Origin of the sequence: Serratia liquefaciens, from assembly GCF_027594825.1 — a bacterium.
In the GTDB taxonomy this organism is placed as follows: Bacteria; Pseudomonadota; Gammaproteobacteria; order Enterobacterales; family Enterobacteriaceae; genus Serratia; species Serratia liquefaciens_A.
The window spans coordinates 4,282,982-4,296,151 of record NZ_CP088930.1 but is presented as its reverse complement, the minus strand read 5'-3'; the positions used below and the strand labels follow the sequence as shown (position 1 = coordinate 4,296,151).

The window sequence follows — 13,170 nt, the reverse complement described above, 5'->3', positions numbered from 1 at the left end:
TCAGATTATTAAGGAGTTAAGCTATGGCTGTAACTAAGCTGGTTCTGGTGCGTCACGGCGAAAGCCAGTGGAACAACGAAAACCGCTTCACCGGTTGGTATGATGTTGATTTGTCCGACAAAGGCCGCACCGAAGCGAAAGCAGCAGGCAAACTGTTGAAAGACGAAGGTTTTTCTTTTGACTTTGCTTACACCTCCGTACTGAAGCGCGCTATCCACACCCTGTGGAACATTCTGGACGAACTGGATCAGGCCTGGCTGCCGACTGAGAAATCCTGGAAACTGAACGAACGCCACTACGGCGCGCTGCAGGGTCTGAACAAGGCTGAAACCGCAGAAAAATACGGTGACGAGCAGGTTAAGCAATGGCGTCGCGGCTTCGCCGTTACTCCACCAGAGCTGACCAAAGATGACGAACGTTACCCGGGCCACGATCCGCGTTATTCCGCACTGACCGAGAAAGAGCTGCCGCTGACCGAAAGCCTGGCGCTGACCATCGATCGCGTTATCCCTTACTGGGACGAAGAAATTCTGCCACGCATCAAAAGCGGCGAGCGCGTTATCGTTGCTGCACACGGCAACTCCCTGCGTGCGCTGGTGAAATACCTGGATAACCTGAGCGAAGACGAGATCCTCGAGCTGAACATCCCAACCGGCGTGCCGTTGGTGTATGAATTTGACGAGAACTTCAAGCCAATCAAACGTTACTACCTGGGCAATGCCGACGAGATCGCTGCCAAAGCGGCCGCCGTGGCAAACCAGGGTAAAGCGAAGTAATTTTCGCTGGTTGATCTAAAAAGCCCCCGGTTTTGGCCGGGGGCTTTTTTATTGGAACCAAGCAGGCTTATCAGCCGCGGCGCGCTTTCACCGCTGTCGCCAGCTCGCGCAGCACGGTTTCGGTGTCTTCCCAACCGATGCAGGCGTCGGTGACGCTCTTGCCGTAAACCAGCGGATCGCCACTTTCCAGGTTCTGGTTGCCTTCCACCAGATGGCTTTCAATCATCACGCCCATAATCGCCTTTTCACCGCCGGCAATCTGCTTGCAAACGTCTGCATTCACTTCCAGCTGCTTTTTGAACTGCTTGCTGCTGTTGGCATGGCTGAAATCGATCATCACCTGCGCCGGCAGGCCCGCTTTGACCAGGCCTTCTTTGACTTCTTTCACGTGCGCCGCACTGTAGTTCGGCTCTTTGCCGCCGCGCAGAATAATGTGGCAATCGCCGTTGCCGCTGGTGTTTACAATGGCTGAATGGCCCCACTTGGTCACCGACAGGAAACAGTGTGGTGCGCTGGCAGCATTGATGGCGTCAATGGCAACCTTGATGGTACCGTCGGTACCGTTCTTGAAGCCAACCGGGCAGGACAGGCCGGAAGAGAGCTCACGGTGCACCTGAGATTCAGTGGTGCGTGCGCCGATCGCGCCCCAGCTCATCAGATCCGCCAGATACTGCGGGGTGATCATGTCGAGGAATTCGCCCGCTGCCGGCAGACCGGTATCGTTGATATCCAGCAGCAGCTTACGGGCCAGACGCAGACCGTCGTTGATCTGGAAGCTGTTATCCATTTGCGGATCGTTGATCAACCCTTTCCAGCCCACGGTGGTACGCGGCTTTTCAAAATAAACCCGCATCACCACTTCCAGCTCGCCGCTCAGTTCCTGACGCAGCGACAGCAGGCGACCGGCATACTCTTTCGCCGCTTTGGTGTCGTGGATTGAACAAGGGCCGATAACCACCAGCAGGCGATCGTCACTGCCGCGAAGGATCTGATGAATGGCACTGCGTGCCTTTGACACCGTCTCTGCTGCGCGCTCAGTAGCCGGAAACTTCTCTAACAGGGCCACCGGTGGCAGGAGTTCCTTAATTTCTTTAATGCGTAAATCGTCGTTTTGGTAATTCATAACTTTTCCATTCGGTATCGAGAGGCGGTATTTCGCAGAGCATAGATCCATCCAATTTAGCCTGAGAGGGTAACGCTGTAAATCACCTTTGCCACGTGCCGAATGAACCTCTAAATTAACAGTAGATTGTGCTGTTTCATCGGGGGAGCGCAGTGGCTCCTTTTTCGTTATGCTAACGACCAGGATACTGTTACTCGAGCCAAGCCATGCCCTCTTTGTTATTAGTTGATGACCACCCGGTGGTTCATGTCGCACTGGAAGCGGCGCTAATCAAGTCATCCCGCCGCTATCACCTGCAGGCGGTACAAGACGACGTTCAGGCACTGGCCCAATTGGCCACGGCCGATTTTGCGCTGGTGATCCTCGATATCGGTCTGCCACAAGTGGACGGTTTGCAATTATTGAAAAAAATCCGCCGCCACTATCCGCAGCAGCCGATCCTGATCTATACCGCACAGGAAGAAGATATCTACGCCCGCATGGCCTATTCGGCCGGTGCCAACGGATTTGTGCACAAGGGCAGCCGGCTTGAAGAACTGGTGCTGGCGATTGAAACCGTACTGGATGGAAGCTTGAGCTTTCCCGCCGCCGCCATGACAGAAGAGGCGCTGCCGGCAGAAGGCACGCTGCTGACGCCAAAAGAACTGCAGGTGCTCGGGCTGCTCAGCAAAGGCTTGTCCAATCTGCAAATCGCCGAGATGCTGAACATCAGCAACAAAACCGTCAGTACTCACAAGAAGAATATTCTGCGCAAGACCGGCGCCAGTAATCTGTTGGAGCTGGTGGCGGTGTTTAAAGAGCTGGCGCCATGATGCGTGCGCTTTTGCTGCTGTTAACCCTGCTGCTGTGCGTCGGTAGTCTGGCGCACGCGGCGCAGCCGGTACGCTATCAATTGGTCAGCAACCTGAATATCCCGCCCGACCTGCTGATCGCCAGCGAGAAAAACCCCTGGCGCGACGCGACGCTGCGCATCGGTATCATCAGTGAAAATGCCAGTCCCTATAACATTATTGTGGATGACGATCTTTACGGTCTGAATGCCGACTACCTGGGCTATGTTCAGCAGGTCACCGGCATCCACTTTCAGATCTACGGCTTCTCAGACCTGGCGAAGCTTGAGCAAGCGTTGCATGACGGGACAGTCGATCTGGTGTACGGCATTCCGCAAAACGAAGCGCTGCACGGCCTGAAAATTTCTCAGCCTTATTACGTCAGTAACCTGCGCGTGCTGCGGGATCGCAGCAACGATCGCAAAGTGATGCTCAACTCCGCCAATGCACGGGTGGCGATCAGCACCCTGACCGATATGCAGGCCGGCAATGCGCTAAAAACGGTGTCGTCCCACGTCCAACGCTATGACAACAACCTTCAGGCGGTGTATGCCCTGCTCAACGGCAGCAGCGACTACTTTATTGCCGATGAAGCCAGCGCCAGCTTTATTATCGACCAGTTGCAGCTCGGCCAGCTTTATCAGATCGAAAGTACCCTCAACCTCGGTAACCTGTCGTTCGTATTTGCCGCCGCCAACCCGGCGCTGATCGAGACCCTCAACGTGGCCATCGCCGACACCCCGATGGAGTTGATGAATGCCATCCAAAGCCGCTGGAGTAAAAAGATCCCCAGCTATCTCGATACCGGCAACGCCGATCTGACGCAGATGGAGAAAAGCTGGGTGAAGACTCACCCCACCGTCTATTACGCCGCCATCGAGAATAACTTTCCCTTCGCTTACCGCGGTTCCGGTGGGCAAGCGCGCGGTTATGCCATCGACATTTTGAATATCATCGCGCAAAACACCGGGTTGCGCTTTGTTCCACTCTGGGCGCGCAATGCCGAACAGGCGGATCAACTGGTACAGTCCGGCCAGGCCAGCTTTCGTACCGCTTTGCCACTGGCGCGTGGGGTTAAAGCGCGTTACAGCGCAAGTATGCCCATCCACCGTTCGCTGTGGGGGGTGTATGTGGGCCAGCACGACAACGGCATTTCCACCTGGAGCGATCTGGCCGGTAAACGTATCGGCGTGTTGCAGGGCGATTTGGCGCAGGGCCTGGTGCCCGCCAATGAAGAACAGATCCGTTTTGCCGACAGCAAAGCCATGTATGACGCCCTGGCTAACGGCCAGTTGGATGCGCTGGTGGATAATGTGATTTCGGCAAATTTTGTCGCGCTGTCGCGTTACTCCGGGGCGATAAAGCTGGCCTTCGCCGCCAATAATATCGCCTATCCGGTTGCCTTCGGTGTGCGGCAGGATCAACCTTTGCTGCTGGCTATTCTCGACAAGAACCTGATGCAAATCCCGTCGGAAACGCTGCAGTCACTGCGCGATGAGTGGATTGTCGATCGCAGCAACCTGATCGACGCCGTGAATGAAAACCGCATGCAGCCGCAAACCACCTGGCTGCTGGCATTGCTGGCTGCGGCGATCCTGCTGCTGCTGGGGCTGACCCTACGCCGTTTTATCCTGCAAAGACGCGAAACACGTGAACGGGAAGTGATTGAGCAGGCACGTCGGCATGCCGAAGCCGAAAACCGAATGAAGAGCAAGTTTCTGGCCACCGTCAGCCACGAGCTGCGCACCCCGATGCACGCCATTCTTGGCTTGCTGGAACTGGAGCTAAAGCGCCAGCCGACTCCCGAGGGGCTGCCGGTGATCTACAGCTCGGCATCATCATTGCTCAACCTGCTCAATGACTTGCAAGACCATGCCCGGCTGGCTACCGGCTCGCTGACCCTAGTGCCCAAGGCCGTGGCCCTGCAACCCTGGATTGACCACATCAGTGCCCTGTATCGGCCACTGATCGGTGAACGCCCGGTAACCTTCGGCGTGAGTGCGAGCGACAACTTGCCAGCCGCCGTTGTTATCGATGGTGAGCGTTTACTTCAGGTCGCTAACAACCTGATAAATAATGCCATTAAGTTCACCCCGCGCGGCAGCATTCAGGTCAGTCTCGGCTGGCGTGAACAGTCAGCGCCACTGGGGGAACTGTCGCTGACGGTGACCGACAGCGGTTGTGGCATCGCCGCCGATGAGATCGACAAGCTGTTTCAGCCGTTTTACCGCGCACGCGGCGCACAGCGCGTGTCCGTGCAGGGAACCGGGCTCGGGCTGTCTATCTGCAAGGAAATCATCGAGCAAATGGGCGGCAGGATAGAGTTGCACTCGCAGTTAGGCATCGGTACCGAAGTTACCCTGTCCATCCCGGTCAGCCAGGTCGCCCTTGGCTCGGCGGTACAGCAGGCCGATATGCCGCTCAATTTGCCCCCGCCGACCTTGCGCGTGGCGTTGATCGACGATCACCCCACCAATCTGCTGCTGATGGAGCGACAGCTGCGCCACTTCGGCCTGCAGCCGACGCTGTTCGAGCAGGGTTACCCGCTGTTGAAAGCCCATCGTGAGCAGCCGTTTGACCTGCTGTTTATTGATTACAATATGCCGCGTCCGGATGGCCTGACGCTGGCGAGGCTGATAAGGCGTGACGAGCAGCGCCATCATCGTCCGGCTTGCCAAATTATCCTCTGCTCGGCGGACGTGCAGGAATTTACCCGTATCCCGCCGGAGCTGGTGGCCATAGATCGCTTTTTAACCAAGCCCATTTCACTGGATGCACTCGCCCAGACGTTGCCACAGCAATCCCAGGCGCTGGAGCAGCAGTTAGTCCTTACTGACCTTCAGCAGTCCCTGGCCGATATGGCCGGTAATGACCGACCGATGATCCAGCGTCTGGCGACAACGCTGCTGACAACGCTGCGGCAGGACCAGCAGCGGCTTGAGCAGGCGGTACAGAGCAAGGACTGGCTGCAGCTTGGGCAAGCCGCGCATCGCATTAAGGGCAGCCTGTTGATGCTGCAACTGCCGGCGGCAGCCAGCCTGTGTCAACAACTGGTGGACAGCGGGCGTGAAGGAACATTGCTTCAGGCCACCTATACTGAATTAAGTGCGTTAGTGGAACAGATACTGATAGAACTGGATGGTCTGGTCAGCGCTAACGCGTCGTCTATTGTTATGCACCATAAGGATGAATAATGTCGGACAGTCCGCACGTACACCAGCCGAAAGACAGTAATAGTAAACGCCTACTGACCGCTTTTTTAGTCACCGCGGTATTTATGATCGCCGAAGTGGCCGGTGGGTTAATTTCAGGTTCACTGGCGCTGCTGGCCGATGCCGGCCATATGCTCACCGATGCCGCTGCGCTGCTGGTCGCCTTGATGGCGGTGCACTTCTCGCAGCGCAAGCCCAATGCACGCCATACCTTTGGTTATCTGCGCCTGACCACCCTCGCGGCCTTCCTCAACGCCGCCGCGCTGTTGGTGATCGTGGTATTCATCCTGTGGGAGGCGATACGGCGTTTCTTCGAGCCACAGCCGGTGATGGGTACGCCGATGCTGATTATCGCCATTGCGGGGCTGCTGGCTAACCTGTTCGCCTTCTGGCTGCTGCACCGCGGTAGCGAAGAGAAGAACATCAACGTGCGGGCCGCGGCACTGCACGTGTTGGGGGATTTACTGGGGTCGGTGGGGGCCATTGCCGCAGCGATTGTGATCCTGACCACCGGCTGGACGCCGATCGACCCGATACTGTCGGTGCTGGTGTCCTGCCTGGTGATACGCAGTGCCTGGCGGCTGCTGAAGGAGAGCTTCCACGAGCTGCTGGAGGGGACGCCGCAAGAAGTGGATATCGCCAAACTGCAAAAAGACCTGTGCCTGAATATTCCTGAGGTGCGCAACATCCACCACGTCCACGTCTGGCAGATTGGTGAACAGAAACTGATGACGTTGCATGCGCAGGTGATACCGCCGAATGACCATGATGGCTTACTGCGCCGCATTCAGGGCTATCTGTTGGAACACTACCGGATTGGCCACGTGACCATTCAAATGGAATACCAGCATTGCGATACGCCCGACTGCGGAGTTAACCGGGCTCCCGAGCCGAGTGACCACTCACATTCCGGTTCGCATTCCCATCTGGGGCATCATCATTAATACCATCGGGGCGCCTTATAGGGCGCCCCGGCGATATTTTAAGGTGCGGAAGACAAAGGCCGCGATTGGTTGTTGCCGGCGCTTTTGATCCACAGCCAGGAACCGTTCAGCGCAATCAGCGTCAGGATCACGTATTCCAGCGCCATGGCGTAAACGCCCTGATAGGCAAAAATCGCCACGCTGATCACGTCAATCACCACCCACAGCAACCAATTCTCCACGTACTTGCGCGTCATCAGAATCATCGCGACGATCGACAGCACCATCATCGCTGAATCCCAGAACGGGAAGGCGTCCGGTTGCAACTCAGGCATTTGCACGCTGAGGCCCAATCCCTGCATTACCGTCACCGCAACCTGGGTCAACCAGGCGAAAACGCGGTCGATATTAAAGGTCATCAGCGCAATGCCGATCACACAGACCGCCGCCCAGCCCAATGCCTTCGGCAACGATAACCAACGAATCTTCAGCTCGGCCTGATTATCCTGCGTCTGGCGACTCCAGGCGTACCAGCCGTAGATATTGGCAACAAAGAAGAACAGCTGCAGCAGCAGACTGGCGTAAAGCTGGATTTGGAAGAAAATCACCGCGAACAGCGTGACGTTAATCAGACCGAACAGGTAATTGATGATTTTCTCTTTGCTGGCATACCAGATACACAACAAACCGAACAAGGTGCCGATCGCCTCAATCCACGACAGATCATAGCCCCCCGCACCCAGCGGGATATGCACCAAGATGTTGCTGGTACTGAAAAAGCTCATTTTATCATCCTTATTAAACGGTTAAGCGTTCCCTTTTACCTGCATTTTTAATTGGGCAGCAAAATCCAACATCCGGTTCAGCGGGATTAACGCCTTTTGACGTAACGCCGCATCCACGTGGATCTCATGCAGTGCACCGCCCTGCTCCAGCCCGTCGGCGATCGCCTTCAGGCCATTCATTGCCATCCATGGGCAGTGCGCACAGCTGCGACAGGTGGCCCCTTCACCGGCGGTCGGCGCTTCAAAAAGCTCCTTGTCCGGGCAGGCCTGTTGCATCTTATAAAAAATACCGCGATCGGTGGCGACAATCAGCTGCGGATTAGGCAAAGTTTTCGCCGCCTGTATCAATTGGCTGGTTGAGCCTACCGCATCGGCCAGATCAACCACCGCCTGTGGCGACTCCGGATGCACCAGTATCGCCGCGTCAGGGTATAAGGCCTTCATGCGCATCAGGGCCTGGGTTTTAAACTCGTCATGGACGATACAGGCCCCCTGCCAGCACAATACGTCGGCGCCCGTCTGCTTTTGCACGTAGTTGCCCAGATGACGGTCCGGGGCCCAGATGATTTTCTCGCCCAGGCTGTCGAGGTGCTCGATCAGTTCAACGGCGATACTGGAGGTGACGACCCAGTCCGCGCGGGCTTTTACCGCCGCCGAGGTATTAGCGTAGACCACCACGGTGCGATCCGGGTGACTGTCGCAAAATGCATGGAATTCTTCTTCCGGACAGCCAAGATCCAGCGAGCACTCTGCGTGCAGCGTCGGCATCAACACCTGTTTTTCCGGGCTGAGGATTTTGGCGGTTTCGCCCATAAAGCGCACGCCGGCGACCAATAGGGTCGAAGCCGGATGATTGCTGCCAAAACGCGCCATCTCCAGCGAGTCCGCCACGCAACCGCCGGTCTCTTCCGCCAACGCCTGGATTTCAGGATCGGTGTAATAATGGGCCACCATTACCGCATTGCGCTGTTTGAGCAGGGTTTTAATCTTCTCGCGATAAAACGCTTTCTGCGCAACGTCCAGCGGCACGGGTTTGGGCGGGAACGGGTACACCGCCGCATTAACATCAAACATTTCACTCATCGCTGCAATCTCTGTGCTAGGCTGGGTGTCTGCTGCCCGGGTAGTCCCCATCGCAACCCCCTTCGTTTTATATACTAAACAAAATACCTAAAATCGAGCGAAAAGTCCGCTGATATTTTCAATGTCACGCCAATGAAGTTTAATGGATTGAATTTTTGATCAAAGCGAGAGATCTGCAGGGGCAAAGTGCTTTTTCTAGAGAGGCATTGAACCGGAGATTTTGCCGAACCTGAGCGCAGCTTCTCACCCACAGGATTCGCATGCTATGTAATTTTTGATTCTGGGAAAAAGTGCTGAGGTACTTTGAGAAGTGGTGGGTCGTGCAGGATGACTCGGCCTTTGGCCTCACCCTGCGGGCCAGCGCAAGCGCTGTTCAAAATTGACAGGCAATTTTGTCGAACCTGAACGCAGCTTCTCACCCACACGATTCGTGCTATATGCCAATTCAGAGTTTTAATTAAGAAAGAGTATTTCTTTAAGAATGGTGGGTCGTGCGGGATGACTCGGCCTTTGGCCTCACCCTGCGGGCCAGCGCAAGCGCTGTTCAAAATTGACAAGCAATTTTGTCGAACCTGAACGCAGCTTCTCACCCACAGGATTCGCATGCTATGTGATTTTTGATTCTGGGAAAAAGTGCTGAGGTACTTTGAGAAGTGGTGGGTCGTGCGGGATGACTCGGCCTTTGGCCTCACCCAGCGGGCCAGCGCAAGCGCTGTTCAAAATTGACAGGCAATTTTGTCGAACCTGAGCGCAGCTTCTCACTCACAGGATTCGCATGCTATGTGATTTTTGATTCTGGGAAAAAGTGCTGAGGTGCTTTGAGAAGTGGTGGGTCGTGCGGGATTCGAACCTGCGACCAATTGATTAAAAGTCAACTGCTCTACCAACTGAGCTAACGACCCACTGATGTGGTTTACTGCTGAACCGCGTAAGCAGGAGAGGAACTCGCTGCAATAATGGTGGGCCGTGCGGGATTCGAACCTGCGACCAATTGATTAAAAGTCAACTGCTCTACCAACTGAGCTAACGGCCCACTGACGTGGTTTACTGCTGAACAACCAATACAAAACCGAAGCCCGTATTGAGGAAAAACAATTCTGAAATGGTGGGCCGTGCGGGATTCGAACCTGCGACCAATTGATTAAAAGTCAACTGCTCTACCAACTGAGCTAACGGCCCACAGCAGTGGTGGGTGATGACGGGCTCGAACCGCCGACCCCCTCCGTGTAAAGGAGATGCTCTACCAACTGAGCTAATCACCCACTGACGTGGTTACTGCTACTACTTCAGAAATTGGTGGGTCGTGCGGGATTATTCGGCTTACGCCTCACCCTTCGGGCCATCACTTCGTGATGTTGTCTCGCTTTGCGAGACTCGAACCTTTACGGTTCTCACCCTTACGATTTCACTTCATTTCTTATTTCAGGAATTGGTGGGTCGTGCGGGATTCGAACCTGCGACCAATTGATTAAAAGTCAACTGCTCTACCAACTGAGCTAACGACCCAATTTCCTTGCTGCTTTAACATCTTGCAAGATGTCTTGGCAACGGCGGCATATATTACTAATTTATCTTGGCAGCGCAACCTAAATTTTTGAACAAGGGGTTCAACTGCTTGTTCTTCACGCGAATGAGCCCAGAAAGCGGTCAAATCGACTAACTTCTGGGCTCATTTTTTTTCTGACTAACCGGCTACGCGACTTTTCGCCTGTTTGGCCGCCGCACTGGTTGGGTATTGTTTAATCACCTGTTGGAACACGGCTTTGGCTTTATCGGCCTGCCCTTTTTCCTGCATGATGATACCCACCTTGTACATGGCGTCCGGCGCCTTAGGTGACTTTGAGTAATTCTTCACCACGACCGCATAATAGTAAGCCGCATCGTCTTTCTTACCCTTGTTGTAATACAACTGCCCCAGCCAGTAGTTGGCATTAGGCTGATAAGTAGACTTTGGGTACTGTTTTACGAAGGTCTGAAAAGCGGAGATTGCCTGGTCATACTGTTTTTTTTCCAGCGCCAATGAAACAGCGGCGTTGTAGTCGCTGTTTTCATCACCAGAGCTGGCCGGTGCAGCTGCTGTAGCGCCCGCAGACGCATTGTCAGCGCCTTCGGAGGACGCAGCCGCTGCTGCTCCACCCGCGGCACCCGCTGCGGCAGCAGAGCTCTGAGCGCCGCCCTGGCTGATGCTATCCATCTGTTGATAGATTTGCTTTTGGCGTTCAACGACCTGATTCAGTTGATATTGGCTTTCCTGGATTTGCCCGCGGAGCGAGTCAATATCGCGCTGATTGTCAGAGAGTTGTTGCTGGAGTTGGTTTAAAAGCTGGCCTTGAGCATTGCTGATGCGCTCAAGCGAGGTGACACGGTCTTCGACCGAGCCGGAGCCGACATTACTGATTGGCGCTTGGGCAGTAGCGGCCCATGGGACCGCTACGCCAACCAGTAACGACAGACTCAACAAGTGACGTCTGAAGTTACTGTTCATGCGATTCTCTTAGTAGACCAGAACTGCACGACGGTTTTTAGCATAAGCCGCTTCGTCGTGGCCCAGTACTGCTGGTTTTTCTTTACCGTAAGAAACGATAGAGATTTGGTCAGCTGAAACGCCTTTACCTTGCAGGTACATTTTCACGGAGTTAGCACGACGCTCACCCAGGGCAATGTTGTATTCCGGCGTACCGCGCTCATCCGCGTGGCCTTCTACGGTCACTTTGTAAGACGGGTTGTTACGCAGGAATGCAGCGTGTGCGTCCAGCATCTGAGCGAACTCAGAGCTCACGTCATACTTGTCCAGACCGAAGTAAACAATGTTGTTCTTCTGCAGTTCTTGCATCTGCAGACGAGCTTGTTCTTCAGAAGACAGGTTGCTGCTGCCGTTTTCTGTACCAGTGCCAGCGCCAGCGCCCAGACCAGATTGGTCGTTGTTTGCGCTTTTGTTAGAACTACAAGCTGCTACAGCCAGGACTGGCAGTGCCAGCAGAAGCCCTTTCAGCACTTTGTTCAGTTGCATTTCTTTAATCCTTTTATAGTTTGCCATACATATTTACACATGCATCACAGATACGGCGACCAGGCAGGGAATTTGACCTGTCCATCAGTTGCCGGAAGACGCGCTTTAAAACGCCCATCAGTCGATACCAGTTGCAACACGGAGCCCATACCTTGCGTGGAGCTATAGATCACCATGGTGCCATTTGGCGCAATACTAGGCGTTTCGTCCAGGAAGGTGCCGGTTAACACTTGAACGGCACCCGATCCGAGATCTTGTTTGGCGATATGCTGAGCACCGTTGTTTGAGCTCACCATCACCAGGAATTTACCATCAGAGCTGACTTCAGAATCCTGATTCTGAGAGCCTTCCCATGTCAGACGCTGTGACGCACCGCCACTGGCACTGACTTTATAAATCTGTGGCCGGCCACCCTGATCGGAGGTATACGCCAGAGACTGGCTATCCGGGAACCAGGTCGGTTCGGTATTGTTGCTGCGCCCGTCGGTGATTTGGGTAATCTGACCAGAGCCCAGATTCATCACGTACAGGTTCAGGCTGCCGCTTTTAGACAGCGCAAAGGCCAGGCGGCTGCCGTCCGGTGAGAACGCCGGTGCACCGTTGTGGCGCGGGAACGAGGCGATCTGACGGATAGCGCCGTTAGCCAGGGTCTGAACCACCAGCGCAGAGCGGCCGCTTTCAAAGGTCACGTACGCCAGTTTGCTGCCGTCCGGCGACCAGGCCGGGGACATCAGTGGTTCCGGTGAACGGTGTACCACAAACTGGTTGTAGCCGTCGTAATCCGCTACGCGCAGCTCGTACGGGAATTTCCCGCCGTTGGTCTGCACAACGTAAGCGATACGGGTACGGAATGCGCCCTTGATACCGGTCAGCTTTTCAAACACTTCGTCACTGGCGGTGTGAGCAGAATAACGCAACCACTGCTTGGTCACTTTATACTGATTCTGCGCCAATACGGTGCCTGGAGAACCTGAAGTGTCCACCAGTTGATAAGAGATCAGGTAGCCACCGTCCGCACCAGGTTGCACCTGGCCGACCACGACTGCGTCAATGCCCAATGCAGTCCAGGCCGCCGGCGTCACTTCAGACGCGGTGGTCGGTTGCTGCGGCATGCGCGCTACGTCAATTGGGTTGAATTTGCCGCTGTTGCGCAGGTCTGCGCCGACAATCTTGCCAATATCTTCCGGAGGCGTGCCTGGGCCAGCCCATTTAAACGGCACCACACCAATCGGGCGAGCGGAGTCGACCCCCTGGGTGATTTCAATGCGAACTTCCGCGTGAAGAACGGAGGCCCACAGTATTAAAAAACCTAACGCTACTCGAAATGCCTGCTTCATCTCATCTCCCTTATCCAGGCGGGATGCCTGCGATAAATTAGCAGAATTTTAACAAACCAACGCAAACAAAACTACATAATCCCTGTTGGTT

At 55.0% G+C, this 13,170-nt stretch carries 10 protein-coding genes, 5 tRNA genes and 4 other RNA genes; 4 read left to right on the top strand and 15 right to left on the bottom strand.

Annotated elements, in window-relative coordinates; all coding sequences use genetic code 11:
• Positions 1 to 23: 23 nt before the first annotated feature.
• Positions 24 to 776, top strand: coding sequence for a 2,3-diphosphoglycerate-dependent phosphoglycerate mutase (gene gpmA, locus LQ945_RS19750; protein ID WP_004941818.1), 753 nt, complete (start codon positions 24 to 26; stop codon positions 774 to 776).
• Positions 777 to 846: 70 nt separating this feature from the next.
• On the opposite strand, the gene aroG is transcribed toward gpmA, so the two are convergent.
• On the bottom strand, positions 847 to 1,899 hold the full coding sequence (gene aroG, locus LQ945_RS19745; RefSeq protein ID WP_020825692.1) for a 3-deoxy-7-phosphoheptulonate synthase AroG: 1,053 nt from the start codon (positions 1,897 to 1,899) through the stop codon (positions 847 to 849).
• 206 nt (positions 1,900 to 2,105) lie between these two features.
• On the opposite strand from aroG, the gene LQ945_RS19740 reads away from it, so the two are divergent.
• From LQ945_RS19740 to zitB, 3 genes are read left to right on the top strand one after another with little or no spacing between them, the layout of a single operon-like run.
• Positions 2,106 to 2,711: a response regulator gene (locus LQ945_RS19740; protein ID WP_262240355.1), complete on the top strand. Its 606-nt coding sequence runs from the start codon at positions 2,106 to 2,108 to the stop codon at positions 2,709 to 2,711.
• Positions 2,708 to 5,923, top strand: coding sequence for an ATP-binding protein (locus LQ945_RS19735; protein ID WP_270101518.1), 3,216 nt, complete (start codon positions 2,708 to 2,710; stop codon positions 5,921 to 5,923). The genes LQ945_RS19740 and LQ945_RS19735 overlap by 4 nt, the downstream gene beginning before the upstream one ends.
• On the top strand, positions 5,923 to 6,885 hold the full coding sequence (gene zitB, locus LQ945_RS19730; RefSeq protein ID WP_270101517.1) for a CDF family zinc transporter ZitB: 963 nt from the start codon (positions 5,923 to 5,925) through the stop codon (positions 6,883 to 6,885). The genes LQ945_RS19735 and zitB overlap by 1 nt, the downstream gene beginning before the upstream one ends.
• A 38-nt stretch (positions 6,886 to 6,923) precedes the next feature.
• Here the strand turns inward: zitB and pnuC are convergent, their stop codons facing one another.
• The 14 genes from pnuC to tolB form a co-directional block, all read right to left on the bottom strand.
• Positions 6,924 to 7,649 (bottom strand): nicotinamide riboside transporter PnuC, encoded by a 726-nt coding sequence (pnuC, locus tag LQ945_RS19725; protein WP_182823505.1) that lies wholly within the window; start codon positions 7,647 to 7,649, stop codon positions 6,924 to 6,926.
• Between the two features lie 21 nt (positions 7,650 to 7,670).
• A complete protein-coding gene (gene nadA / locus LQ945_RS19720; RefSeq protein WP_041415250.1) occupies positions 7,671 to 8,732 on the bottom strand; it encodes a quinolinate synthase NadA in 1,062 nt (353 codons plus the stop codon).
• A 311-nt stretch (positions 8,733 to 9,043) separates the two neighbouring features.
• A non-coding RNA gene (locus LQ945_RS19715) (RtT sRNA) lies at positions 9,044 to 9,171 on the bottom strand.
• Positions 9,172 to 9,214: 43 nt separating this feature from the next.
• Positions 9,215 to 9,342: non-coding RNA, RtT sRNA (locus LQ945_RS19710), on the bottom strand.
• Between the two features lie 44 nt (positions 9,343 to 9,386).
• Positions 9,387 to 9,514: non-coding RNA, RtT sRNA (locus LQ945_RS19705), on the bottom strand.
• A 44-nt stretch (positions 9,515 to 9,558) separates the two neighbouring features.
• Positions 9,559 to 9,634, bottom strand: a tRNA-Lys gene (locus LQ945_RS19700).
• A 55-nt stretch (positions 9,635 to 9,689) separates the two neighbouring features.
• Positions 9,690 to 9,765 (bottom strand) — tRNA-Lys (locus tag LQ945_RS19695).
• A 70-nt stretch (positions 9,766 to 9,835) separates the two neighbouring features.
• Positions 9,836 to 9,911: transfer RNA gene (locus tag LQ945_RS19690), tRNA-Lys, on the bottom strand.
• 7 nt (positions 9,912 to 9,918) lie between these two features.
• Positions 9,919 to 9,994: transfer RNA gene (locus LQ945_RS19685), tRNA-Val, on the bottom strand.
• Between the two features lie 32 nt (positions 9,995 to 10,026).
• Positions 10,027 to 10,147: non-coding RNA, RtT sRNA (locus LQ945_RS19680), on the bottom strand.
• A gap of 15 nt (positions 10,148 to 10,162) precedes the next feature.
• A tRNA-Lys gene (locus LQ945_RS19675) sits at positions 10,163 to 10,238 on the bottom strand.
• Positions 10,239 to 10,416: 178 nt separating this feature from the next.
• Positions 10,417 to 11,217 (bottom strand): cell division protein CpoB, encoded by an 801-nt coding sequence (gene cpoB, locus LQ945_RS19670; protein ID WP_044548922.1) that lies wholly within the window; start codon positions 11,215 to 11,217, stop codon positions 10,417 to 10,419.
• Between the two features lie 9 nt (positions 11,218 to 11,226).
• Entirely contained in the window at positions 11,227 to 11,742 is a 516-nt protein-coding gene (gene pal, locus LQ945_RS19665) for a peptidoglycan-associated lipoprotein Pal (RefSeq protein WP_020825686.1), read from the bottom strand.
• A 44-nt stretch (positions 11,743 to 11,786) separates the two neighbouring features.
• A complete protein-coding gene (tolB, locus tag LQ945_RS19660; protein WP_262240359.1) occupies positions 11,787 to 13,079 on the bottom strand; it encodes a Tol-Pal system beta propeller repeat protein TolB in 1,293 nt (430 codons plus the stop codon).
• Between the last annotated feature and the right edge of the window lie 91 nt (positions 13,080 to 13,170).

Excerpts from the sequence above, each read along its gene's own strand:
- LQ945_RS19740 (WP_262240355.1), top strand. The coding sequence starts at position 2,106 with ATGCCCTCTTTGTTATTAGTTGATGACCACCCGGTGGTTCATGTCGCA.
- nadA (WP_041415250.1), bottom strand. The coding sequence starts at position 8,732 with ATGAGTGAAATGTTTGATGTTAATGCGGCGGTGTACCCGTTCCCGCCC.
- LQ945_RS19735 (WP_270101518.1), top strand. The coding sequence starts at position 2,708 with ATGATGCGTGCGCTTTTGCTGCTGTTAACCCTGCTGCTGTGCGTCGGT.
- zitB (WP_270101517.1), top strand. The coding sequence starts at position 5,923 with ATGTCGGACAGTCCGCACGTACACCAGCCGAAAGACAGTAATAGTAAA.
- pal (WP_020825686.1), bottom strand. The coding sequence starts at position 11,742 with ATGCAACTGAACAAAGTGCTGAAAGGGCTTCTGCTGGCACTGCCAGTC.
- cpoB (WP_044548922.1), bottom strand. The coding sequence starts at position 11,217 with ATGAACAGTAACTTCAGACGTCACTTGTTGAGTCTGTCGTTACTGGTT.
- tolB (WP_262240359.1), bottom strand. The coding sequence starts at position 13,079 with ATGAAGCAGGCATTTCGAGTAGCGTTAGGTTTTTTAATACTGTGGGCC.
- pnuC (WP_182823505.1), bottom strand. The coding sequence starts at position 7,649 with ATGAGCTTTTTCAGTACCAGCAACATCTTGGTGCATATCCCGCTGGGT.
- aroG (WP_020825692.1), bottom strand. The coding sequence starts at position 1,899 with ATGAATTACCAAAACGACGATTTACGCATTAAAGAAATTAAGGAACTC.
- gpmA (WP_004941818.1), top strand. The coding sequence starts at position 24 with ATGGCTGTAACTAAGCTGGTTCTGGTGCGTCACGGCGAAAGCCAGTGG.